Source organism: Evansella sp. AB-rgal1, from assembly GCF_041820985.1.
GTDB lineage: Bacteria > Bacillota > Bacilli > Bacillales > Salisediminibacteriaceae > Evansella.
Genome location: NZ_JBGUAU010000009.1, coordinates 47,177 through 71,643, shown reverse-complemented (window position 1 = coordinate 71,643; position 24,467 = coordinate 47,177). Strand labels below are relative to the sequence as shown.

Annotated in this window: 19 protein-coding genes; 14 read left to right on the top strand and 5 right to left on the bottom strand. The window is 34.3% G+C overall.

The genetic code is table 11. From position 1 onward, the window contains the following. Positions 1-9: 9 nt before the first annotated feature. Positions 10-660 (bottom strand): PAQR family membrane homeostasis protein TrhA, encoded by a 651-nt coding sequence (gene trhA, locus ACERII_RS09420; RefSeq protein ID WP_373641832.1) that lies wholly within the window; start codon positions 658-660, stop codon positions 10-12. A 393-nt stretch (positions 661-1,053) separates the two neighbouring features. On the opposite strand from trhA, the gene ACERII_RS09415 reads away from it, so the two are divergent. Beyond that, positions 1,054-1,581, top strand: a complete 528-nt coding sequence (locus ACERII_RS09415) for an RNA polymerase sigma factor (RefSeq protein WP_373641831.1) — start codon at positions 1,054-1,056, stop codon at positions 1,579-1,581. A 16-nt stretch (positions 1,582-1,597) separates the two neighbouring features. Beyond that, positions 1,598-3,193, top strand: coding sequence for a DUF4179 domain-containing protein (locus tag ACERII_RS09410; protein ID WP_373641829.1), 1,596 nt, complete (start codon positions 1,598-1,600; stop codon positions 3,191-3,193). Positions 3,194-3,254: 61 nt separating this feature from the next. Here the strand turns inward: ACERII_RS09410 and ACERII_RS09405 are convergent, their stop codons facing one another. The 4 genes from ACERII_RS09405 to ACERII_RS09390 all read right to left on the bottom strand — a co-directional run bounded on the left by ACERII_RS09405 (position 3,255) and on the right by ACERII_RS09390 (position 8,182). Next, positions 3,255-3,449, bottom strand: coding sequence for a hypothetical protein (locus tag ACERII_RS09405; protein WP_373641827.1), 195 nt, complete (start codon positions 3,447-3,449; stop codon positions 3,255-3,257). Positions 3,450-3,537: 88 nt separating this feature from the next. Continuing rightward, positions 3,538-5,043: a potassium/proton antiporter gene (locus ACERII_RS09400; protein WP_373641825.1), complete on the bottom strand. Its 1,506-nt coding sequence runs from the start codon at positions 5,041-5,043 to the stop codon at positions 3,538-3,540. A 132-nt stretch (positions 5,044-5,175) separates the two neighbouring features. Beyond that, a complete protein-coding gene (locus ACERII_RS09395; protein WP_373641823.1) occupies positions 5,176-6,867 on the bottom strand; it encodes a M3 family oligoendopeptidase in 1,692 nt (563 codons plus the stop codon). Then, positions 6,860-8,182, bottom strand: a complete 1,323-nt coding sequence (locus ACERII_RS09390) for an MEDS domain-containing protein (RefSeq protein ID WP_373641822.1) — start codon at positions 8,180-8,182, stop codon at positions 6,860-6,862. The genes ACERII_RS09395 and ACERII_RS09390 overlap by 8 nt, the downstream gene beginning before the upstream one ends. Positions 8,183-8,360: 178 nt before the next feature. Here ACERII_RS09390 and panE point away from each other — a divergent pair, with 178 nt between their 5' ends. The 12 genes from panE to ACERII_RS09330 all read left to right on the top strand — a co-directional run bounded on the left by panE (position 8,361) and on the right by ACERII_RS09330 (position 24,315). Then, positions 8,361-9,278 (top strand): 2-dehydropantoate 2-reductase, encoded by a 918-nt coding sequence (gene panE / locus ACERII_RS09385; protein ID WP_373641821.1) that lies wholly within the window; start codon positions 8,361-8,363, stop codon positions 9,276-9,278. 426 nt (positions 9,279-9,704) lie between these two features. Beyond that, positions 9,705-11,660 (top strand): LTA synthase family protein, encoded by a 1,956-nt coding sequence (locus ACERII_RS09380; protein ID WP_373641819.1) that lies wholly within the window; start codon positions 9,705-9,707, stop codon positions 11,658-11,660. Positions 11,661-11,933: 273 nt separating this feature from the next. Further along, positions 11,934-12,689 carry a type I methionyl aminopeptidase gene (gene map, locus ACERII_RS09375; RefSeq protein ID WP_373641818.1) on the top strand — a complete coding sequence of 252 codons (756 nt, stop codon included), beginning with the start codon at positions 11,934-11,936 and terminating at the stop codon, positions 12,687-12,689. 337 nt (positions 12,690-13,026) lie between these two features. After that, positions 13,027-14,664 (top strand): diguanylate cyclase, encoded by a 1,638-nt coding sequence (locus ACERII_RS09370; protein ID WP_373641816.1) that lies wholly within the window; start codon positions 13,027-13,029, stop codon positions 14,662-14,664. Then, the gene (locus ACERII_RS09365) at positions 14,661-15,704 is read left to right on the top strand and encodes a HEAT repeat domain-containing protein (protein WP_373641815.1); all 1,044 of its coding nucleotides are present in this window, start codon (positions 14,661-14,663) and stop codon (positions 15,702-15,704) included. The genes ACERII_RS09370 and ACERII_RS09365 overlap by 4 nt, the downstream gene beginning before the upstream one ends. After that, positions 15,697-17,106, top strand: coding sequence for a glycosyltransferase family 2 protein (locus ACERII_RS09360; RefSeq protein WP_373641813.1), 1,410 nt, complete (start codon positions 15,697-15,699; stop codon positions 17,104-17,106). Before ACERII_RS09365 ends, ACERII_RS09360 begins: the two co-directional genes overlap by 8 nt. A gap of 31 nt (positions 17,107-17,137) precedes the next feature. Beyond that, positions 17,138-17,503, top strand: coding sequence for a response regulator (locus tag ACERII_RS09355; RefSeq protein WP_373641812.1), 366 nt, complete (start codon positions 17,138-17,140; stop codon positions 17,501-17,503). After that, entirely contained in the window at positions 17,496-20,345 is a 2,850-nt protein-coding gene (locus ACERII_RS09350) for an ATP-binding protein (RefSeq protein WP_373641811.1), read from the top strand. The genes ACERII_RS09355 and ACERII_RS09350 overlap by 8 nt, the downstream gene beginning before the upstream one ends. A gap of 206 nt (positions 20,346-20,551) precedes the next feature. Further along, on the top strand, positions 20,552-20,764 hold the full coding sequence (locus tag ACERII_RS09345) for a hypothetical protein (RefSeq protein ID WP_373641809.1): 213 nt from the start codon (positions 20,552-20,554) through the stop codon (positions 20,762-20,764). Between the two features lie 30 nt (positions 20,765-20,794). Beyond that, positions 20,795-21,664 (top strand): GNAT family N-acetyltransferase, encoded by an 870-nt coding sequence (locus tag ACERII_RS09340; protein ID WP_373641808.1) that lies wholly within the window; start codon positions 20,795-20,797, stop codon positions 21,662-21,664. A gap of 383 nt (positions 21,665-22,047) precedes the next feature. Next, positions 22,048-22,740: an aspartate/glutamate racemase family protein gene (locus ACERII_RS09335; protein WP_373641807.1), complete on the top strand. Its 693-nt coding sequence runs from the start codon at positions 22,048-22,050 to the stop codon at positions 22,738-22,740. 102 nt (positions 22,741-22,842) lie between these two features. Next, positions 22,843-24,315 carry a methyl-accepting chemotaxis protein gene (locus ACERII_RS09330; RefSeq protein ID WP_373641806.1) on the top strand — a complete coding sequence of 491 codons (1,473 nt, stop codon included), beginning with the start codon at positions 22,843-22,845 and terminating at the stop codon, positions 24,313-24,315. Positions 24,316-24,467 lie beyond the last annotated feature (152 nt).

Genomic DNA, 24,467 nt, shown 5'->3' with positions numbered 1-24,467 from the left:
CCCTCATTTTTATGATACTATCGGTAAAACGTAAAGTAATATCGCAAAAAAATGCGTAACAGTACCACCTAATACAAACAAATGCCATACTGCATGATGATATTGGAAGCCACGCCACATATAAAAGATTGCCCCTATTGTATAGCAAAGTCCGCCTGCTACGAGTAGATAAATGCCATTTGGATGTAACCCCTCTGATAATGGTGTCCAAGCAAATACAATTAACCAACCCATTACAACGTATAAAAGGGTAGAGGTAACTAAAAACTTCTTTACAAAGAAGCATTTAAAGATAGTTCCTCCAATAGCAAGCCCCCAAACAACCCCAAATAACGTCCAGCCTAATGTTCCTTGTACGACGATAAAAAGAAACGGTGTATATGTTCCTGCGATAAAGAAGTATATGGATGAATGATCCAAGATTTCAAATACATCCTTCGCTTTTCCACGCGGTAGTGCATGTACAAAAGTAGAAGCGGTATACAAAAGCACCATCGTTATACCGAATAGAGTAAAGCTAACAATATGCCACGGAGTACCATGGATACTGGAGAACACGATAAGAAGTACTAATCCTGCAACACTTAATAAGGCACCTAAGCCGTGAGTAATGGAATTTGCAATTTCTTCACCCTTGGAAAAAATATGTGTATCTGCCATGTCTAAAATCTCCCTTCAATATTATTCAAGAATTCTTAGTTTAAACCCACATAGTGAATATTCCATTTATTTATATCCACATAACTATAAACATTGATTACTTCTTCACATGGTTACTCTTAGTATTATATAAGATAAACGTGATATTTAATAATGACGTATGTCATACTTAGGAAAATTACACAATCTTTTAGAAATAAGGAAATGGAAAGCAGCAAGTGAAATTCTCGTGCTTACGGAAATTAACTCGGTGTTGTTTCTAATCTCATATATAAGGTTAATTCCAAATGACCTACATTGGTTAAAAAACGATAAATTTCATAATTAGTTTAAAAAGTTGAAACGAATGAGCATCTTAAATGATCTAATTGAAAAAGAAAAATGGAGGGGTATATGAATGTGATGGTAGGGCTAGCTAAGATTTCACAAGAAGAAGTTGTTTTATCATTAAAAAAAGAAGAAATGACGTTATTGCTCCAGTGGATAGAAATTAGAAATGAGAAACTTTATCGAATTGGTTGGTCGTATTTGCAAAATCAACTAGATATCGAGGATGCACTTCATAATGCAATCTTAATTACATACGAAAAAATTTATACATTAAAAACGGACCATTATTTTGAAACATGGTTTATTCGTATATTTCTGAATGAATGTAAGAAAATTCTTCGAGAGAAAAAGAGATCTCGAGTGATGGAAAAGATAGATTCAGATAATGAATTACCTGAAAGGGAGAAAGTATCGAACTTGGAATTATCGGACGTAATGGAAAAACTAGATAATGATACGAGAGAATTAATTACCTTAAAGTACATTTCAGGATATACGCACAAGGAGATTGGCCAAATAGTTAAAATGCAAGAAAATACGGTGAAAACAAAAATTCATAGGGGATTGAAAGCAATTCGTAAACTATTCTAAGAGGCAGGTGATTATAGTGGACTGTCAAACATGTCGCGACTTATTAGTTAACTATGTAGATGGTGATTTAATAGAGAAAGATAAAAACGAGTTAGTAGAGCATATAGAAAACTGTAGTTTCTGTGCAAATGAATATCAAGAGTTAAAAAAATCGGTTGCTTTTATAAAAAAAGAAGCTAGTCAAATTTATGTGCCTCCCAAATTTTTTCAGAATGTGGAAAAACGGGTGAAAAACTCGACGCGTAAAAAGAGAAAGAATCTAAGTGTATGGTGGGTAAGTAGTGTAGCAGCGATTATTGGATTTTTATTAATCGCTTCTGGTCTTGCAACGAATGGTTTTACAGAGGTGCCAGCTTGGTGGGAATCGTACACATCCAAGGAATATGATGCTCTGGAGAAGTTAATTGAAGAAGGCTATGGAGAACGACTAAATATATCGGTGGAAGACAATAACGTTCGTATGACAATAACAGAGGTTGTTGCAGATGAGATGCAGACAGTTATTTATTATGAGATTGAGGACTTACAAAGACAGGAACGATATCAATTAGATTTTCAAAAAGTAATAGTTGAAAATAAGGAGCAATTATGGGATAGGGAGTTTAATGACGAAATATCGAATCCAAGGTATGTTAGTTCTAATATGAATTTACATTCAGAAAGTGAGTATGAGTCTAGAGGGAGAATTGTATTAAGCCCATTGGATGTAGAAGAGGGGGAAATTCAGCTATCCATTGATACATTGCAATATACTGAGCAAAGTGACTTTAGTTGGCATGATATGTTTAATGTTACAGTTCATGAAATACAAGGATCTTGGTCCTTTGAAGTACCAGTTACGAAACATCCAGTAAAGGAATATGATCTTAATAATCAATTAGTAGAGATTATGGACAGTGAAATTCGCCTTAAGGCCTTACTAGTAGGGCCAACAAATACAGTTCTTTTATATCATTTTGAATCTAACTATGGAGAGGAAGAAGTAATAGACTATATTAATGTCGGAGAACTGAGGGTAAATGGTCGAACGTATAAGCAAAATCCATTCCATTTTGGAACAAGTTATAATGGTAGTTCTGGAACAGTAATGACTAACGCTGGCTCAAGCTTTGACACAATCTTTTTTGAAGAATTGAGAAAAATAGAGATAATTTTCGATAGAGCATCTGTATCTGTTTTTGATAATGTGTTAATCCCAGTAGACAGCTCGAACCTACCCTATACAATTCATTACAAGGATAATCCAATTACCGTAACCGAGGTAGATATGAATGATGAGTTTACCACTGTTTTCGTCGAAGAAGAATTAGATCTAGATCGGGAGTATGAATTATTACAATTGGATGGATGGGATCATCTTGGGAGAAGAAACTCTTCAGCTTCTGTATTTCCTGCAATTGTTGATGATCATGGTAATATGTACGATTATGAATATATGTTTAAAATGGAAGAATTAGATAATGCGAGGATGTTTTCAGTAGAACACATGCTTCGATTCGATAAAACCACAGAGGATCAACCCATTTTAACGGAAATTGGTATTACAGGCTATATAAAGACAATAAATCTAGATATAAAAGAACGTTTGACAGATATAGTAGAGGTGAAATAAGTAAATTAAGAAAGTGGCTGGAACAATATTCCAGCCGCTTTTTATATGAATGTTTGAAATATCATTTCTCTTTGTTTGGTTCTTCTTGTCCAAGCTCATATTGTGGCAACGACTGTTCATTTTTCTCTGATTGGCGTCTCGTAGCTTTTTTCAATCTATTTACCGTGAAGGAGGCCGCAATAAATACGAGGATTAAAATAATATATCCATATGCTAGATTGCCTTCGGATGGATCAGGAATTGTAAAAATATCCATTTGCTACACTACCTTTCACTAATTCTTAAAATGATAGCTGTATTATATCAAAATAACTAGGAGATTGCTAAGGTACTGACCTAGAAAATTAATGGGATTCCAAGGTTGATTTGTCTGTAGTATCCTTTTTAGCAAGAATTACCTGTTTAGCAGATGAGATTCTATCTTTTTTTACTAAAACAAATAATGTATCTCCTGAGAGTATTTTTGTTTTCCCATGTGGAGGGATTAATTCTTTGTTTCGAATAATTGCATTAATTAATACACCTTGAGGTAATTTTAACTTTTCTATTCGTTTTCCAATGTTATCATTTTCGGTATCGATAAAAAACTCTACCATTTCTGCATTCGCTTTACCGATGGAGTTCAACTCAATAACATGTTCCGGAGTTGTTTTCCTTGGCTGAGTTAACCCTAATTTTTTCCCGATAAAAGGAATACTGGACCCTTGTAAGAGGGTGGATGTTACAACGATAAAGAATACAAGGTTGAAAATGAGTTGACTATTTTCTAACCCTGCTAACATAGGGAAGGTTGCTAATACGATTGGAACAGCTCCCCTAAGACCTGCCCATGACAAGAAGACTTTTTCCCGCCAAGAATAGCGATACAAATGCAAGGAAAGAAACACAGAAATAGGTCTAGCCACTAAAATTAAAATAAGGGAAAGTAATAAACCTTGAAGCATGATAGTTACATTTAGTAATTGACCTGGGAAAACAAAGAGTCCTAGGATAACGAACATGACAATTTGCATCATCCATGCAAACCCTTCATGAAAACGAAAGATAGATTGTTTATATGTTAAATCGTGATTGGCCATAACGAGAGCGGTTATATAAACCGCTAAGAACCCACTTGCTTGAACCATGGATGTGACACTATATGCCATAATTGCAAAGGCTGATGCGAGTACAGGGTACAGACCACTTGAATCTAGATTGATTTTATTGATAGAATATATTGCTAGCTTGCCTAAGGCATATCCCATTACTAAGCCCACACCCATTTGCCAAAAGAAAGAGAATACGAGATTTAGTGTGTTTATTTCTGCAGCAGTATAGAAGCCGATAAAAGAAATAGTTAAAAATACAGCCATTGGGTCGTTCGTGCCTGATTCAGCTTCAAGAGTTCCTTCTAAATTTTGTCTAATATTTTTTCCTCTTAAAACACTGAAAACAGCGGCAGCATCCGTGGAACCTACGATAGAGCCAAACAAAAATGCCTCAATCCACGAGAAACCAATAATATATTTAGCACATATTCCAACGATAATAGCAGTAAACAATACCCCAACCGTTGCCAATGTTAGTGATGGTGCTGCCACTTTACGGACGTTTTCCCATTTTGTTTGGAGACCACCCTCAAACAAAATTAAAATAAGTGCAAATATACCTATTACCTGTGCAATTTTGGGGTTATCAAAGTATATGAGTCCAGTTACGTCACTACCCATGAATATACCTAGACCAATAAACAATACAAGGGCAGGAACTCCGAAACGAGAGGAAAATTTAGTGGTAAGAACACCGAGAAACAGGAGTATAGCAACGAGCAAAATAACGTTATTTGAATCGAATGGTAAATTGGACATATACTCCCCACCCTAGAATAGATTTTATATTAATCTTATCATACTATATTAAATTTATATAAAATTAATAACTATTAATAAAGGAACAGACGAAAGAACCTTTTGTTCTTTCGTCTGTTTTCATAGTTATTATTAATTTAATAGTTCTAACTCTTTTTCTAAAAATTCCATTAGTTCTTGTATCATTTCTTCTGAAAAATCAAAAGAAATTCCTGCTGCGGCATATACTTCTGGCAAAGACTTTGAGCTACCTAAGGATAGAGCCTTTTTATAATTACTCAATGCAAGTTCTGGATTTTCTTTGTACTGCTTATACATTTGAACGGCACCTAATTGTGCGATGACGTATTCAATATAGTAGAACGGCACTTCAAAAATGTGGAGAATAGGTAGCCAATTGTTTTTCGCCCATTCTTCATATCCACTCCAATCTACTACGTTAGAGTCTAATGATTGTACTATGTCAAAGTATTTATCATTTCGTTCCGTAGCAGTATGATTGGGGTTCTCATATATCCAATGTTGAAACTGATCCACAACTATTCCAGCAGGTAAAAAGTCGATAATTCCTTTCAGTTGATCCCTCTTTGCTCGAAGAAGTTCTTCCTCGTTTTCATAAAAGAGGTTCCACTGGTCCATCGTCAATAATTCCATAGACATACTTGCTAGTTCGGAAGATTCCATTGGTGTGTCGCGGTACTTACTTAATGGTTGAATTCTCTTCAAATCATTATGAATACAATGCCCCATCTCATGAATGAGCGTAACTAAGTCAGATTGACTGTTTGCTGCGTTCATAAAGATAAATGATAAATTAGACACAGGAAGTGGACAACAAAACCCTCCTGGAGCTTTTCCTTTTCGGCTCGTTAGATCAAGCATTCCACGAGAATTCATTTCTTTAATTAATTGTGAAAAACGTGGATCAAGCTTATCAAATATGGTAGCTGATTTCTCTACTAACTCTTCAATCGTATCAAAAGGCTTTAACGGTTTTTCACCAATTGGTACAGCCATTCGATCCCAAGGACGATATGTATCAAGACTTAATTCCTCTTGGTGTTTTCTTTGTAGTTTTTCCTTTAAAGGCTTTACATGCTTCTGAATAGCTGTCGCTAACGTTTTGCAATCTTCTGGACTATAATCAAATCGTTCATATTTTTTAAACATATAATCACGGTAGTTTTGCAATCCAGAATTATCTGCTTTTCTTTGTCTTAGTTCGATTAATTGTGTCATGATATCTTGAAGCTCTTCTTGTTTTGTTGAGAAAGCTTCCATTCGAAGAGTTGCAGCCTTTTCGCGAATACTTCGATCGCTATCCTCGTTGTATTCTTGAAGCTGACTTAATGTTTTTTCTTCCCCATCCCAGTCCACTGTTAAACTACCTGTAATTTCAAAGTATTTCGTAGCTAAGCGATCTTCTTCAATTTCTAAGTCAATATTTTCTTTTCGAAAAAGCTCTTTGGCATTTTTCTTACTCATAAGAAATTGCTTGTATAAGTCAGGATTCAGCTTACTACTTACTGGTGTTGAAAGGAATTTATCATCAAGGATTGCTTCATACTTCTTAAAAATAGGTATGATAATTCGTTGATCATGATCAAAAGCTTCCTTTGCATCATCCGAATTACTTTGACATTGAAAGTCAATATAGTGGCCGGATAAGGCTTCTTCAACAGCATCATATAGTTTTGATTGTTCTTGCAACCATGATCCCATCTCCTCAACAGAATCAATGGTAGTGTTAACTAATTGTTGAAACTTTTCTTCGATTAGCTGTGGTTGTTGAAAATCTAGTTTTTCCACATAAAATTTACTCAAACTCATCTTCCTCCTTCATAATGGGAAGGGATATGGAAACGGTTGTACCTTTACAAGGTGTACTCTGAACAGAGATGTCACCGTGAAAATGGTTGACTAATTTATTAACCATATACAACCCAATTCCTTGCCCTGTATGTTCCTCGTTCATTTTTTGATACTTTTTAAATAGCTTGTTTAACTGGTCTTTTGTCATTCCTATCCCTTGGTCAACAACTTCTATTATAAGTTTTCCTTGTTTTTCAAAACATAGGATGGTAACTATTTGCCGTTCGGAACTATATTTAATTGCGTTACTCAGTAAGTTTGTAATTATTAATTTCAGACCCATAAAATTCGCATGTACATGTATATCGTTGTCTATGGAAATCTTGTATTCTAACGAAATATTTTGTGTTCTGGCCTTCGTCTTCATGATTTTAATTGCTTCAGAAAGAATAGTAGAAACTTGTACTCTCTTTTTCTCCCAAAAACTATCCATACTAATCATTTGTTCTGTCTGAATGATATGATGAATTTCATGGTCAATGGCATCGGAGTAATCTTCAATTAATTGTAGCTTCTCGTGTGCACGTGGATCATCTATTTCTGTCTTTAATAAACTAGCAAATGATTTAATAACAGTCAATGGATTACGAACTTCATGAGCAACAACATGAATGAAATCAAGCTTTTGTTTGTAAAAATCTACCTCTGTCTCAATTTCTGTTTGGGCAGATAAGGTTGGGAAAATTGTTTCATTGTATTGCTTGTAGAGTGACGATAGAACAAGGTCATCATCTGTCATAAAATACTCGTGACTTCGTAACATATCTGTTTGAATGTATGCAGGTACGTTATTACTGTTATATGCACAAACGGTTAAAACTCCAATTTCTCCTATAGCGATATCACACTCACATTCGTATGTTTGCAGTTTTTCACGGATGTTATCTTGGTTTTTCCAGTTCACTAATCCCCAAACTCGTACAGTATTTTTCTTTGGTTCATATCCTGCGACGGCTTCTTTAAAGTTATTTACTACTTTACTGAAGTGGAAATCTCCATATGCTTCATAAAAATCTAAATTATCAATATATCGAAAGGTACCGTTTTCTTCTAATTTCGTTATGTCATCACCAAGTTGTTCCTTAGCTATTTTAAAGTGAGCTGGTGTATCAATAAAAATAACATCTTGGTGGAGGTGTTTGGCTGCTAATATGAAAGATTTTACATTTTCTATATATTGTTTTTCTGACTCATAAAAATAAAGAATATGTGAGCCTTCATTTACTTTTACATTTTTTGTTAACTGTATTGTCTTTGTATATGACATTTCCGCCTCCTAAAAATGATATTTCCCCTCGTGTCTTAGTACGATAAGTATAGTTATTTTTATTAACATAAGCTACTAAATAATACCAAGATTCTATATTTTTGATGAATTATGAAAAAGGAATTTTTTCGTAATCTGTAGAAATTAATCAACAGAGAAAGAGGAGAGGGGTACAAAAATGAAAATATTAATACTAGGGGCCGGCGCAGTTGGCGGATATTTTGGTAGCCGTTTAATAGAAAAAGGGGAAGATGTAACTTTTTTAGTAAGGGAAAAACGAAAACAGCAATTAAAAAAAGATGGGCTTGTTGTTCGAAGCATCCACGGTGACGTGAACTTGTTTCCCAAAACCATCGTTGCAACGGATCCAGATGAGCCCTATGATGTTGTACTACTTACTTCGAAGGCATATCACTTAGAAGAATCAATAAAAGCAATTGAACCATTTGTAAGAGATTACACGGTAATTATTCCTTTATTAAATGGAATTGAACATATGGACGAGTTGAAAGCTTATTTCTCTCCTAACCAAGTATATGGTGGACTTTGTTTTATAGAGACTACATTAAATAATCACGGAACGATCGTACAAACAAGTAAGATCCATGAAGTAGTCTTCGGAGAGTGGAATGGTAAAAAAACGGAAAGAGCAAAAGAAATAGAGGAAGTTTTTTCTGGTACGAAAGCTACTTTCCGATTAAGTGATAATATCCAGCAAGAGATGTGGCATAAATATTTGTTTATCACTACATTATCAGGAATTACATCGTTAATGCGTTCACCAATTGGACCAATACGTGATACTCTTGAGGGAAGAACTTATATCCAACAACTATTTGAAGAAATACGTTGGACGATGGAAACAAGTGGGGCACCAATTGCCGATGGAATCGTAGAAAAACAAATGAGCATTATTGATAAACAAGACGATTCCATGAAATCTTCTATGTTAAGAGATATTGAAAAAGGCTCTAATATTGAAGCGGATCACTTGCAAGGCTTTCTTTTACTGTTAGCAGAAAGAAGTGGAGTGGAAACCCCTTTACTTCGACTCATTTTTCAACATTTGAAAGTGTATGAAAAGAATATAAAGTAAATTGAAAGCCCCAAAAGGCATTTAATATGTCTTTGGGGCTTTTTGAAAGGATAAGAATTTATAAAATTTTTGAACTTAAAAAGGTGTCTAGCTCCAGGCCCCAGGACCTCGTGTCAAATAACCTGGCCGATTAAAAAGTAAAAAGCACTTTTTATCGTCCAGAACATTTGCATTTCGGTCCTGAAAGGGCGTCTTGCGCTTTTCTTATTAGTTGAAGTCGAGTGGGCTAAAGTGAGTGAAAGAAAAGTAACCACTATAGTAAAGTTTATTGGGAACAAATCCCTATTGTAGAATTCTTCACTAAGACTTATGATGTAATTTTCGAAAGTATGAAACATTTACAGCTCCTAATACGTCTATTATATTGTCAAAGTATTAAGCATGAATATCACCAGGAAATATGAAAGTGAAAACGGAGGAATATATATGAAGGCTGTTCTAAAAAAAATTGCAAAAGAAAAGCCAATTTTTATTTTTGCATTCTTTTTTTTATGGATAAAAACAATAGTAGTAGGATTCGTAGACTTCAATATTACATTAGAAAACCCTTTACAGTTTATTATTCTATTACTGAATCCTATCCCATTTATGATGTTATTTTTCGGATGGATTTTTACAAGGAAACCTTCAAGACAAGGGAGTTATGTACTGCTTTTTAGTTTACTATGCACAATAGTTTTGTATGTAAACGGAGTCTATCACCGAGAATTTACGGATTATATTACAGTTCCCTTATTATTAGTGGGCAGCAATATGGCTGATTTACAATCTAGTATTCTTACATTAGTAGAATGGAAAGATATTATTTATTTTGTTGATATTGTCATACTCGTTGCGGTTTTTTGGATGAAAAAAGAACAAATAAAAGCTATCCCAAAATATTCTTTCAAGCAGTTAGTACCTTATTTTTCACTATTTCTCATTCTGGCTGTTGTAAATATAGGACTAGCAAATATCGAGCGGCCTCAACTACTTACCCGTTCATTCGATAGGGAGTTGCTTGTGAAAAATGTGGGGATTTATAATTTTCATCTTTATGATGTATATTTACACACGACAACTAGGGCGCAGCGTGTATTTGCAAGTGTTGATGAATTAGACGAAATTACTGAATTTATGGACGAAGAAACAATAGTAGATCAAGACGATACATTTGAGTTGTTTGGTGCGGGGAAAGGGAAGAATGTTATTCTTATATCTGCGGAATCAGTTCAAAATTTTGTTATTAACAATACAGTAAATGGAGAAGAAATTACACCATTTCTAAACGAACTAATTAAAGATAGTTTTTATTTTGAAGAATTTTATCATCAAACTGCACAAGGGAAAACTGCAGATGCAGAGTTTTTAGTGGATAACTCATTGTATCCACTATCGAGAGGTTCAGTATTTTTTACACATGCTACCAATGAATACTATTCTTTACCTGAAATCATGGTAGAGCATGGCTATTTTACAGCTTCTTTACATGCGAATAAGGGTAGTTTTTGGAATCGAGATCTTATGTACGAGACATTAGGTTATAACAAATTCTATACAGATGATTATTATGAGATTACGGAAGAAAATAGCGTTGGTTGGGGATTAAAAGATATTGATTTTATGGAGCAGTCCGTTCAACATATGGTAGAAATGCCAAAGCCTTTCCATGCAAAACTAATTACGCTGACGAACCATTTTCCTTTTGATTTAGATGACGAGGATAAATTCATTGATGAGTTTGATTCAAATAGTAAAACTTTAAATCAATATTTCCCAACAGTAAGATATACAGATGAAGCAATCCGTATTTTTTTTGATCAATTAAAAGAAACAGGAATATACGAAGATTCTATAGTCATTATATATGGAGATCATTATGGAATTTCTAAAAATCATAACAAGGCAATGGGCCAATACTTACAAAAAGAAGTAACACCATTCGTAGAGGTTCAATTACAACAGGTGCCTATGATAATTCACATCCCAGGCTTTGAAGGGAAAAAAATCTCTTCTGTTGGAGGGCAGATAGATATTCGCCCAACACTGCTATACCTTCTTGGAATAGAAATGGAGAGTCAAATGATTTTTGGGAAAAATTTATTTTCCAAAGAAAGAGAGGAACTAGTAATTTTACGTAATGGATCTTTTATTACGAAAGATGCAATCTACACAAGAAATACTTGTTATTCAAAGGAAACTGGTGAACCTTTTGACCTGGATGGTGAAAACCCTTGTTCCCACTACATGGAGGATGTTCAATTACAATTAGACTATTCAGATCGTATTATATATGGTGATTTATTTCGTTTTGATGAAACGTTAATGCAGGTAAGAATAGATAAAGAGATGATACATTTCGATAATGTAAGGGATGTAGATACCAACAGAATTTTGAATTAAATGTGTTGATTGACTTTAGGGTGTGTTAAAGGGAAAACCTTTTATACACCCTATCATTTTTTATATAGTTTAACTGCATAATGATACGAGTATTTTTCAATAGTCTCGATGCTAAGTACAACTAAAAACAATTAAATTTATTTGTGTAATAATGCCAAAGAATGAATAGAATGATTAACATGATATTAGAAATGAAAGCTAGATAACGAGATGAGTACAGTATTCATGTTAAAATAATTACAGATATTGTATGGGAGAAAGGAGAGAAATATTGTGATTGAACGAAAATCAGAACGAGAAATTGAACAGATGCATGAAGCAGGCAAACTTGTAGCTCGCATTCACAAGGAGATTGCCAAAATAATAAAACCAGGAATTACTACACTGGAAATAGATAGCTTTGTAGAAAATTACTTACTAAAAAATGGTGCAAAACCAGCACAAAAAGGATACCAAGGCTATGAATTCGCAACTTGTGCTTCTATAAATGATGAAATTTGTCATGGTTTTCCTAGGAACGAGCCTTTAAAAAACGGCGATGTCGTTACTATAGATTTTGTTGCAGATTTAAACGGTGCATTGGCTGACTCAGCATGGACACATCCAGTAGGCGAGATTTCAGAGGAAGCAAAGAAGCTATGTGAGGTTACAAAGGAAGCTCTTTATCAAAGTATTAAAGAAGCCTTGGATGGTAATAGAATCGGTGATATTGGTGCAGCTATTGAAGAAATTGTTGCTCCTTATAATTACGGGATAGTTCGTGACTTCGCGGGTCACGGAATTGGACCAACTATCCATGAAGAACCTAATATTCCTCATTTCGGAAGTAGAGGGAAAGGGAAACGATTAAAAGAGGGGATGGTTATCACGATTGAACCAATGATTAATCTAGGTTTTTGGCCATCTAAAATGGATAATAACGGATGGACGGCTAGAACGGTAGATGGGAGTTTATCTGTTCAATACGAGCATACAATTGCTATTACTAAGAACGGACCAATTATTTTAACAGAGCAAGACGATGTTTGAAAATCGTTAACTTCTTTATAGTAATCGAGGTTTAATTTTGTCCATGGAAAGAGGCATAAAAACTAAATAAATTACAAAGCTATATAAAACAACTAGTATGAAATAATTTATCACCTAGTTGTTTTTTTTGTCTAAAACTAGTGAAAAAGATGTCTAAAAAGGTAAAAAAATGTATAATTAAGTCAACAGAATTCACAAAATGTTCAGGGACCAGGTACCCGACTATTTTGTGAAGGATGATGGTCGTGGATTGGTTTATCCTAATACGAAGATGTGTAAATACATAGTAAAGAAAGAAAATAGGAACCCTATTTCGAAATATAAAGGGGAGTTTGGATTGAGTAGCTTATCTAAATATCAAGAAAAATTTATTAAACAAATTGGACAAAAAATTAATGATTGGAATGAGCGGGGATATATTGAAGAAAGAGAACTGTATCAATTTTTACATACAATTAGAGGAACTGCAGGGTCCATTGGATTAGATGATTTATCTACTGAAGCAGAACGCTTGTTACATAAAATAGATAGTAATTCAACGAAGACGTGGTCTTCAGAAAGCTGGAATGAAAAGCTCATTACTCTTCTTTCTCTGTTAGCGGGTGATATAGATGACACATCAGTGCAAAGAATAGGGGAAGAAAATACTTTACTTCAAGAGCTACCTTTAGATGATTCAAAAACCAATACATTCATCCTAATCATTGATCAAAAGCTCGACTCATTAAATTATTTTAAGACTAGATTTGAAGAAGAAGGGTATTTGGTCCTCAGTGCCATAACGGAGGAAAAAGCAACGGAATGGATTTTCACGGAAAGTATTGATCTTATATTAATAAATGAGAAAAACTTTTCCACGTCATTTCTGGAAAATCCATTTATTAAGAAAGCACAATCTTCTCTTATTCCAATTGTTCTTATTACGGAAATGGAGAGCAAGGATCAACTTATCCAATGCTACCATAAAGGAATTAGCGATATTTACTCGCATGATATGGATTTAGATATTTTAACAGCAATTATCTCTAGTCGCATTTCTTTCAGGCAACAACATGAGGATTCGTTAATGGTCGATGAACTAACAGGAGCTTATAATCGACGCTTTTTAGATTTGGAAGTTCAAGGATTGTACAATGAAATGTCAAGAGATTCTGTTCCTTTTTCCCTTGCGATGGTAGATATTGATCATTTTAAGAAAGTAAATGATGAGCATGGTCACCTTATTGGAGATGAAGTGTTAAAACGATTTGTTGCAATATTATTAAAAAATAAAAGAAATAGGGATACAGTGATTCGTTATGGCGGTGAAGAATTTTGTATGATATTTCCTCGAACAAAAAGGGAAAATGCAGTCAAAGTATTAACAAGACTACAGATGGAGTTATCTAATGAAAAGTTTCATGGGAACTCTTCCTTTTTTATCACTTTTTCAGCAGGTGTGACAGAAGTAATCGATCCGACAAAAGAAATAAATGAAATTGTTCAACAAGCAGATACAGCCCTCTATAATGCAAAAAACAATGGACGTAATTTAGTGATGACATATCAGCCTAGTGATCAAAATGTTGTTAGCAGGAAACTAAACATTATGATTGTTGATGATGACCCTATCATTCGTGAAATGCTTTCACGTCATTTTGCTAATGAATCATTACGAGGTTGGTCAACACATATTCAGAAATTTAAAGATGGATACGAGCTGTTACATTCTAATTGGTATAACCCTTCACATAAATACTTATTTTTACTTGATGGGGTCATGCCTAAAATGGATGGAATGGAAATACTAAAAATTTTAAGAGAAAACTACTCAGATAATAACGTTTTAATCCTTATGCTTACATCTAGAAAAAGTGAGCAAGAAATAGTTCGATCACTAGAGCTTGGAGCAGATGATTATGTTATTAAGCCATTTAAGATGAATGAGCTTTCCTCTAGAATGAAACGTTTAATGAGAAGGGTATGGAACCGATGACCAGTATAATCCTGATTGCAATTCTCTTTTTACTGATAGTTCAATGCTCTATCATGGTGTACTTATTGGTATCAAAAATAAAACGTAACAGAATAGTAAGAAAAAAAGAGGAGTTAAAAGAAAAGTTGATTCCTTTAGTGGACCAATTTGTGCAAGAGAAACGAGACAATAACATGATTGTTACGACTAATGAAGTTGAGTTAGAAGTATTAGAGGAGATATTAAATGAGTATGCGCTCCTTGTTAACCTAGAGACGTCGTTAGCTCGCATTAACGATTTTGCTGAATTCACTTTAAAAAACAAATATCAGAGGTTACTTCAAAGTAATAAATGGAGCAGCCGAATGAATGCTCTTTATTTCATTGAGGATTTTAATATGAAGTCTTTAAGTGATCTTGTTTATGAGCCTCTAAACAAAGAAGGGGCTATTATATTAGATGAAGAAATGAAGCAACGTTTTCGAACATTAGCAACATTACAAGATGAGCGGATCGTAAAAGATGTATTCAGAATATCTAATGGGGCGAGTTCATTCTATAAAGAAATATTTAGAAAGTATAATGAACTATTATTTCAACTTCAAACAGAAATGATAACAAATCAATCAACCGTGTCTGCTCTTTCCGGCTTACTTGGAGTGATTGGAGAAAAACGAGATTTCGCTTATTATCCCTTTGTGGAAAAACTGCTTCTCCATGAAGACTCAGAATTAAGAGTTCAGGCTTTAAAGGCAATTTTACAATATGAATATATGTCTGACCCTGATAAATTAACCCAATTTCTTATGTCTCCACATTGGCCGGAGCGAATGATTGCTACGAAAATAGTTGGTAATCTTCGTTTAAATAGGTTCAAAAAGAGTCTCATTGATCTAGTGAAAAATGATGCTGAATGGTGGGTACAGTTTTCAGCTTCTGAAGCAATAAGTAAATTTGAGGATGGGGAGTTTATTCTAGGACATATGAGAGAATCCTTGCCACGGTCAAAAGCAGCGATTGTAGACCAATGGGTAGAGAAGGGGGAAATCGGAAATGCATGATATTTGGAGTACCATCTTCTCTATAGCATCTATAGCAATCATTCTATATTTATTCATTATCATTTTTATATACTCCGCTTTTTTCCTCCTTAGCATTCGAAAAATTTGGTTGGAGAAAGATTTAGATCCACATGAACCTATTGAGGATGTAATGGAAAGCTCTGATACTTATCCACTTTCTATTATTGTACCTGCTTATAATGAAGAAGTGGGGATTGTACCTACTGTTCAATCACTATTAAGTATTAACTATCCAGAATATGAAATCTTAGTAATCGATGATGGGTCAAAAGATAAAACTTCTGAAAAGATGATTGAACACTATAAAATGGTTCCGAGTCAACGTGCAGTACGTAACCATATTGAAAGCAAAAAGCTTTTAGAACTTTACCAGTCCACAACAAATCCATCTGTGTTCTTAGCAAGAAAAGAAAATGGAGGAAAAGCAGATTCCCTGAATTGTGGAATTAATATTTCCAAATATCCATACTTTTGTGCAATGGATGCAGACTCTATCATTGAACGGAATGCTCTGATAAAAACAATGAAACCTATTTTAGATTCTAATGGCCAAGTTATTGTTACCGGAGGAACCATTAGGGTTGCAAATGGTTGCAGCATCAATCGGGGAAGTATTGAGAAAGTGAGACTTCCTAACAACCCATTAGTAATTATGCAAGTAATTGACTACTTAAGAGCCTTTTTAATTGGAAGAATAAGTATGAGTAGATATAATTGGCTACTTATTATTTCTGGAGCTTTCGGTGTTTTTCATAAACAATGGGTAATCAAGGCAGGAGGATACCGCACCTCAACGGTTGGTGAAGATATGGAATTAATTGTGAGACTCCATCGCTTGTTAAAAGAGTCAAATTCCACCGATCGTATTGAATATATTGCTGATCCTGTTTGTTGGACAGAAGTTCCTAGTGATATAAGTATATTACGAAAACAGCGAAGACGATGGCATCAAGGGTTAACCGAAACCATTTTTCTACATAGAAAAATGATGTTCAATCCGAAGTATAAGGGAATTGGAACAATATCTTATCCTTATTATGTTTTTGTTGAATGGCTAGGACCTGTAGTGGAGTTTCTAGGTTATATCATTTTTATTATTGGAATACTCTTTTCTCTTATTCATTTAGAGATTGCTATTTTGCTGTTTGCTGTTGCCTTCCTTTATGGTACGCTATTCTCTATATCTGCTGTTCTATTAGAGGAATGGGGTTACCGAAGATATCCTAAACCAATGGAGTTAGTGAAGCTTTTTCTATACGCATTCACTGAAACATTTTGGTATAGACCTTTAACGGTTATTTGGAGAATGGAAGGTATTTGGAGTGCTTTACGAAGGAAACACGATTGGGGAGCCATGACAAGAAAAGGTGTTTCAGAATAATGAATAGAGATAATAAAGGAGAGACTATTTCTTGAAAAAGATTTTAATAGCAGATGACGAAGAAGTATTACGTATGTTAATAGTAGATACGCTAGAAGATTTAGATGTTGATATTATAGAAGCAGAAGATGGACAAGAAGCTTGGGAAAAGGTAAATGAAAATACTTTTGATCTAATCATCCTAGATTATATGATGCCGCGATTAACTGGGTATGAGGTTTTACTAAAAGTAAAATCTCATGAGAAATTGAAGCAGGTTCCTGTGTTAATGCTAACTGCAAAAAGTCAACAAAAAGACCGCCAACAATTACTAGAGGCTGGTGCTGATTATTTTATGGAAAAACCATTTCGACCGACACAGTTAATGTCATTTGTAGAGGAGTTACTTCATGATTAATTCACTAAAAAAACCTTTTTTCGGATTACGAAAAAGGTTTTTGCTTCCTATAATTATTGTATCGATCCTTTTACTATGTATAGGATTGTTATTATCATATCAATACTCAAGTGTATATGACGATTTATTGGAACAAACAGAAGCATCTGAAGAAAAGGAAATGGTATTTCAAAATATAGAAAACCATCTACAGGCTGTTTTTTTTCGAGCGCGGGGTTACTATGCTTTTAAAAACGAGAATGAACTTGCAAAATTACAACATGAAATGATTGAATTAGAAAGAAGTCTTGAGCATTTACAACAGCTTCCTTTACATAATGAGTCAGCTGAATTTAGAGAAGAGTTTATTCAATTTTTTGACCGATATAAAAATGTGATCTTACCTGAATCTTTAGATTTTGTAGAACGTGGTGATTATGAAGGGCTACATCAATATTCTATTTCAGGTGCTTCTAGTGATGTGAATCATTTTCTGTCATTTATGGGTCAATACTTATATGATGCACAAGAAACGCGTGAAGCACTTCATAAGAAATTATTAGAAACAGCAGAAAGACAAGTCTGGGTATTACTTTTCTTTACAGGATTTGTCCTTCTTGTCTTTGTTCTTACTGTTTGGACAATGATTCGGTACATTAGTGTACCAATAGAAAAATTAACAGAAGCTTCCGAAGCCTTAGCTGATGGAGAGGAGATTCATTTAGAAAGTGTTGGTCGTAAGGATGAAATTGGGATTTTATCAACTTCATTCTTTAACATGGCAAAATCAATACAAGATAAAGAGAATCAAATGCAAACTCAAAATAAAGAGTTATTAAAAAATCAAAAGGAATTACGGAAACATCAAGAAAAACTAGAGCATTTGAATGAAATAAATAATTCCCTTACATTCACAACAACAAAAATTGATTTATTAGACAATATTAACCAAGAACTTAATAGAATATATCAATTAGACAAATCTATTTTATTGTTTGTAGATGAACCAATATATTCCTCGATTGGTGTAACGGATGCAGTTATTAAACGATGGATGGAACTAGATAAGATAAAGGCTTTTCCATTATTAGTTGAAAAACAAAAGCCCTATATTATCGAACGAGAAGTACGTCCTGAGGAAGCGGGATTACTTGAAGATGGGGGAAAAAGTTATGATCTTTATGTTCCTGTTTTCTCTTCGGAGAAAAAGCTCATAGCAGTTCTCATTGCTAACCGCGTGAATCGTTCCTATCATCAGGAAGAAATAGATGAGATATTTGCAGTGATGAAAAATGCTTCTTTTGCATTAGAGAGAATTGTACTTTATGAAAAGACAGAATCGGAAAGGCAGTTAAATCAAGATATTATCGATCATGTTAACGAAGGGATCCAATTTGTTGATAAAGATGGTGTCCTACTACAATACAATGAAGTGTTCTGTGACTATATAAAATGCAATGAACAGTATTTATATGCTCATTCACCCTTCACTTCTTGGATAAAAGCGGTTAATAATTATGCTATTTTAGATTCCGACTATAGTAATTCCGAAAGTATATCTGCTTTTTTCCATAAAGCTATTAATAACAATCACCATGGAATACAGCAAATTCGATATAAAACAAAGGATGATAAGGTAATCGATGTATACGCATCGCCTGTTTTTCGAGCAAAAGAAAGAATTGGTTCTATTTTTGTTCACAGAGATATTACAAAACAAAATGAAGTGGATCAAATGAAGTCGAATTTAGTTAGTACGGTTAGTCATGAGCTTCGAACACCTCTCTCTAGTGTATTAGGATATGCAGAATTGTTAATGACAAAAGAACTAAAGGAAGAACGAAGAAAGAAATACGCAGAAACTATTTTTAAAGAAGCGAACCGTCTTACGAATCTAATAAATGATTTTCTAGATCTTCAGAAGATGGAAAGCGGGAAACAAACGTATCATAAAGAGCGAGTAAATATAACAGAGATAGCAGAAGAAGTTATGGATGTTTACCGAGTAAGTAATCCCAATCATCAGCTTCAAGTTGTTGCTGAGGATGCTGTTGAAATTTATGCAGACCGAGATAAGATGTCCCAAATGCTAATGAATTTTATTAGTAATGCTATTAAATTCTCACCAAATGGTGGAACAGTAGAACTTTCTATACAGGAACAGAACTCCAATGTAATTTTAGAAATTAAAGATGAAGGAATTGGGATTCCTGAAAGAGAAGTTCCGAAACTCTTTCATAAGTTTTACCGGGTAGATAATAGTTCTATGAGACTAATTGGAGGTACAGGTTTAGGTCTTGCGATTTGTCGAGAAATTGTGGGAGCACATGATGGAAAGATCGAGGTATATTCTGAACTCGGAAAAGGTACTACATTTGTGATACATCTTCCTTCATTTGTGGAAAAAGGCACAGTAGTACCCATTAAAAATTCTGAAATGCATGTGGATAAGGTAATTGTGGTGGAAGATGACAGTAGTTTGGCAATGTTGTTAACAGAAGAACTAAATAATAATCAATTCAAAGTAATTCACTTCTTTGAGCCTTGTGAAGCAATGAAAGAGTTAAAAAAGAACTCTGCAGATGCAATCGTCCTTGATTTAATGTTTGAGGGGAGTGTTGATGGTTGGGGATTCTTGAAGGATTTAAAGGAAGATGAAAAATTAAAATATATCCCAGTTTTTATATCATCTGCATTGGATGAGGTAACTGAAAAGTCGGAGAAGTATGGTATTAAAGATTATTTTACAAAACCATATCCACTTGATCGCTTATCTGATGTGATTAAGGAGAGGTTACGAAACCAAGAAAAAAGAGGGCAAATATCCATACCTAAAATGAATGAGGAGAATCAAATAGAATAGATCCTGAGTTGACTGTCGTGGAGAAGGAATTAGTAGAGAATGGGGTTATATCAGTGTCGAAGCTATACAAAAAGGTTTTCTCACGATAAAAAGTATTCTCAATAATATCAAAAAGAGGAGTTTAGTTAATAAAGCAACTTGAAGCTCTTCCGATTATAACTCTAAAAGCCTTTTAATTTCATTGTTTGGAAGAAGGATATTGTTTTATGGAAATTGAATATATGGAAGGACAGGGAGTAAATGAAATTCTCCCTCTCCTTTCAAATGATAATAAGTATAAAGTTGGTGTGGCAGCTGGTAAGGATTTATTTCAGTTACACCAATTTCAACGTGCTTCATGGGTTAATAAGCAATCGAAGGAGTCGTTTCCGTTTGGTATGAACATTACTAGTTGTCTTATAACGGTCAAGAGAGGTTGATTGCAAATTTCTAGTGGAGGAGAGGGGATTATGGACATTCAGTTATACACTTCACCAACAGATGTGTTGAATAAAGTAGAAAAATGTCTTATGGAAAAAGAAGCTGAAAATAATTTACCACTGGGTTTACTGCGTCGACTAAAGGTTGAAGAGGAAAAAAACATACTTCATATGAGACAAGAAAAGCCACATCTCTTATTAGTGATGAAAGATGATGGTGAACCAGGTTTCATGGCAATCCAAACTCCCCCATTTAATCTTGTTATTTGTGGGGAGGAACAGTATTCTGAACATGTAGTAAACTGGCTCTTAGACAGGGATATGAGTTTTCCAGGAGTAGTGGGCTGCAAACCTACAGTGGATGCATTTGCTAATGCTTGGCAAAAGAGAACAGATTGTAAATTGAAAACCTTTATGCGTCAGCGAATCTATCGATTAGAGGATTTAAAGGAAGTGCCAAAGAAAAAGGGTAGGCTTTGTTATGCAACGGAAGATGATTTAGCGATCGTGACTCATTGGACACAGCTTTTTTATGAGGAATCATTAGAACCTATTGATAGAGTAACTGCAGAGAATTTCGTGAAGAGCGAGATAAATAGAAACGCAATATTCCTTTGGCGAAATGAAGAATGTATCCCTGTATCTATGGCAAAACGTGCAAGAGAGTCGGAGAACGGAGTGGTTGTTAGCTTAGTTTATACACCGGACGAATATAAACGACAAGGTTATGCCACAACATGTGTTGCTGCATTAAGCGAGTGGCTATTAAAAGAAGGCTTTCAATTCTGTAGTTTGTATACCGATCTAGACAATCCAACATCAAACAGCATTTATATGAAAATAGGCTACGAGCAAGTAGCAGACTCTGTAGAATATCGATTTATATACAATAAAGAATAACACAGTCAAAACCACTTCTCAGTAAAGGGAGGTGGTTTTCATCTTTCAAAGTAACATACGCGTATTTTCAGAGGGTAGACTTCCATGAAAGTGAACATTTTCACCATGGTGGATGAAAATGCATTATTAGATGATTAAGTAACATTAACTTTATATGGAATGAGCGTAAGTCCACGAACTCCAGTGGGAAGTAGAGAAGAGGCGAGACCCCGTAGCGACGTAGTCGTGTAGGGGGCTCGGCACCTCCCCACAGGCAAGGAGTGGACAGAAGCGAATGGAATACCAACCTACAATGTGAGTATTCCATATTAGTCTGATACACGTATTTTCAGGGTAGGCAAACACAAGAATAGAATCATTTTACTAAAAAACGAGGTGTTAATATGAAAACGATAGGATTAATTGGAGGAATGAGCTGGGAGTCGACAGAGACATATTACAGAAAACTAAATGAATTGGTACGAGAACAAAAGGGTGGTCTTCATTCAGCACCATGTATTATCTATAGTGTCGATTTTCACCAAATAGAAAAGTGGCAACGTGAAGGAAATTGGCATGAAGCTGGAAAATTATTAGCTAGCATTGCTCAAAAGCTAGAGAAAGCAGGAGCCGAAGCAATTTTCTTATGTACAAACACAATGCACAAAGTAGCTGATTGTATTGAACCTGCAATTTCTATACCGTTTATTCATATAGGAAAAGTAACTGCTAAAGAAGCTATGAAACAAGGTCAAACCAATCTATTGCTCTTGGGAACAAGTTATACAATGGAACAAGAATTCTTAAAAAATGAGTTAGAAAAATATGGACTAAACATATCTATTCCTAAAGTAGAACAAAGACAAGAGATTAATCGAATTATCTTTAATGAGCTTTGTCTAGGTAACATAAAAAAACAGTCCGTAGAAATGTTAGAAAAAATAATAAAAGAGTTTGAAAGTGGAGGGGGAGAAGGGGTAATTCTCGGTTGTACAGAACTTAACCTACTTGTGAAACAAAAAAGTTTTAAAATAGAAATATATGATACAACAGAGTTGCACGTGAAAGCGGCCTTACAGTTTATGTCAATGGAGTAATTTATAGGACTATTTCCTTTATATTAAATAGAAGTAGCTTTAACATTGTCTGATTATGTAAAATGATAGTAAAAATAACGATTTATGAGGGGAAGATGTTTTATGGATTCAGGGAAATCATCGTTGCATACAAGAAATAAGTTACTTATCATTTTGTTCTTCTTTTCCATCATTCTAAGTGCCGGTGTTATTGCAGTTGGAGGTTCTGCAATAGAATCTATCCTTATCATTTCAATTGTCGGTACAACTGTAACTATTATTACGACTTTACTGCATAAGTTTAAAAAAGTTATTACCATTATTCCTTACCTACTTCTAGGTGGTCTAGGGTTTATGACTTTTGCATTAATTACTTATAGTGGCACAATTGCGTCCTACTTAATTGTTTATTATAGTCTTGTATTGGCGGCTCTCTACCATAACTATATTTATGTTGTTTTATCTGGTGTTATTGGCTTAATTGCTACGAATTACTTTTTATTTACTAGTGGACAACAGCAAATTCCTATTTTTGATACATCTGTAGTAGTATCCTTCAATCTGTTGTTTTTGCTCATTACAATTGTATTAATCGCCCAAAGTAGAATAGGGAAACGGATGCAGATAGAGACAGAACAACTAGCAACGGATGCATTAGCTTCGAAGGATAATATTGAAAAGGTAATCAGTAAAGTACAAGAAACAGTGAATAAATTAGAAGAAATTAATCTCCACTTAGTTGAGAATTCGGAAGGAACCAACGTGTTTTCTAAAGAGTTGGCGAGTACATTTGTAGAGATAGCTGGTGGAGTAGAAAGTCAGGCTAACAGTGCATCTGAGATGAACCATTCTGTTATTAATATGAATGACGAAGTGACAAATATATCTGCTAGTTCCGAAGAGATGAATAAAAAGGCGGAGGAATCCGTTATTTTTATTAAAGAAGGGGTTCAAAAGGTTAGTGATTTACAGGATCAAATGTCAGAAATAACGAACATAATGAAGAATACTTCAAATGAAATGATAGAGTTAAATACAGCGACAGAAAAAGTTGGTACGATTGTTAAAACAATATCCGAGATTGCAGATCAAACAAATTTATTAGCATTAAATGCTGCTATTGAAGCTGCTCGTGCTGGTGAAAGTGGACGCGGTTTTGCAGTTGTAGCACAGGAAGTGAGAAAATTAGCGGAACATTCACAAAGATCTGCAGGCGAAATATCGGCTATTCTTAAACTAATTCAAACGAAAGCAAAAACTGCGTCAGAACGAGTGTTAGAAGGCGAAAAGACATTCCAGCAGGGGAAACTGTTAACAGAAGATACTGATGCAATATTTAATGAAATTAATAGTAATGTAGGGGAAGTAAAAAATAGCTCAGATGAAATGAGATCAAAAATTAGTTTGTTATCTACCTCTTCGTCGAATGTTGTGGACGAAATCAGTTTGGTATCGAGTGTAACAGAACAATTGAGTGCGTCTGTTCAACAAGTGTTGGCAAGTGTGGAAGAGCAAAATGATAGAATTTCTCTTATGTCGGAACAAGTAAATGAAATTAATAAAATTTCAGATCAGTTAAAGGTGCTTTTAAAATAAATTTTGATATTGTGTTCAATTATTAGTGGAAATGATCAATATATATTGGTCATTTTTCTTTATATATAGTAATATCTGGTTCCTAATAAATATACAAAGTGGTAAAATAAGGTATCTAAAAATAGGGATCTAAACAAATAATTTAGTTAAAA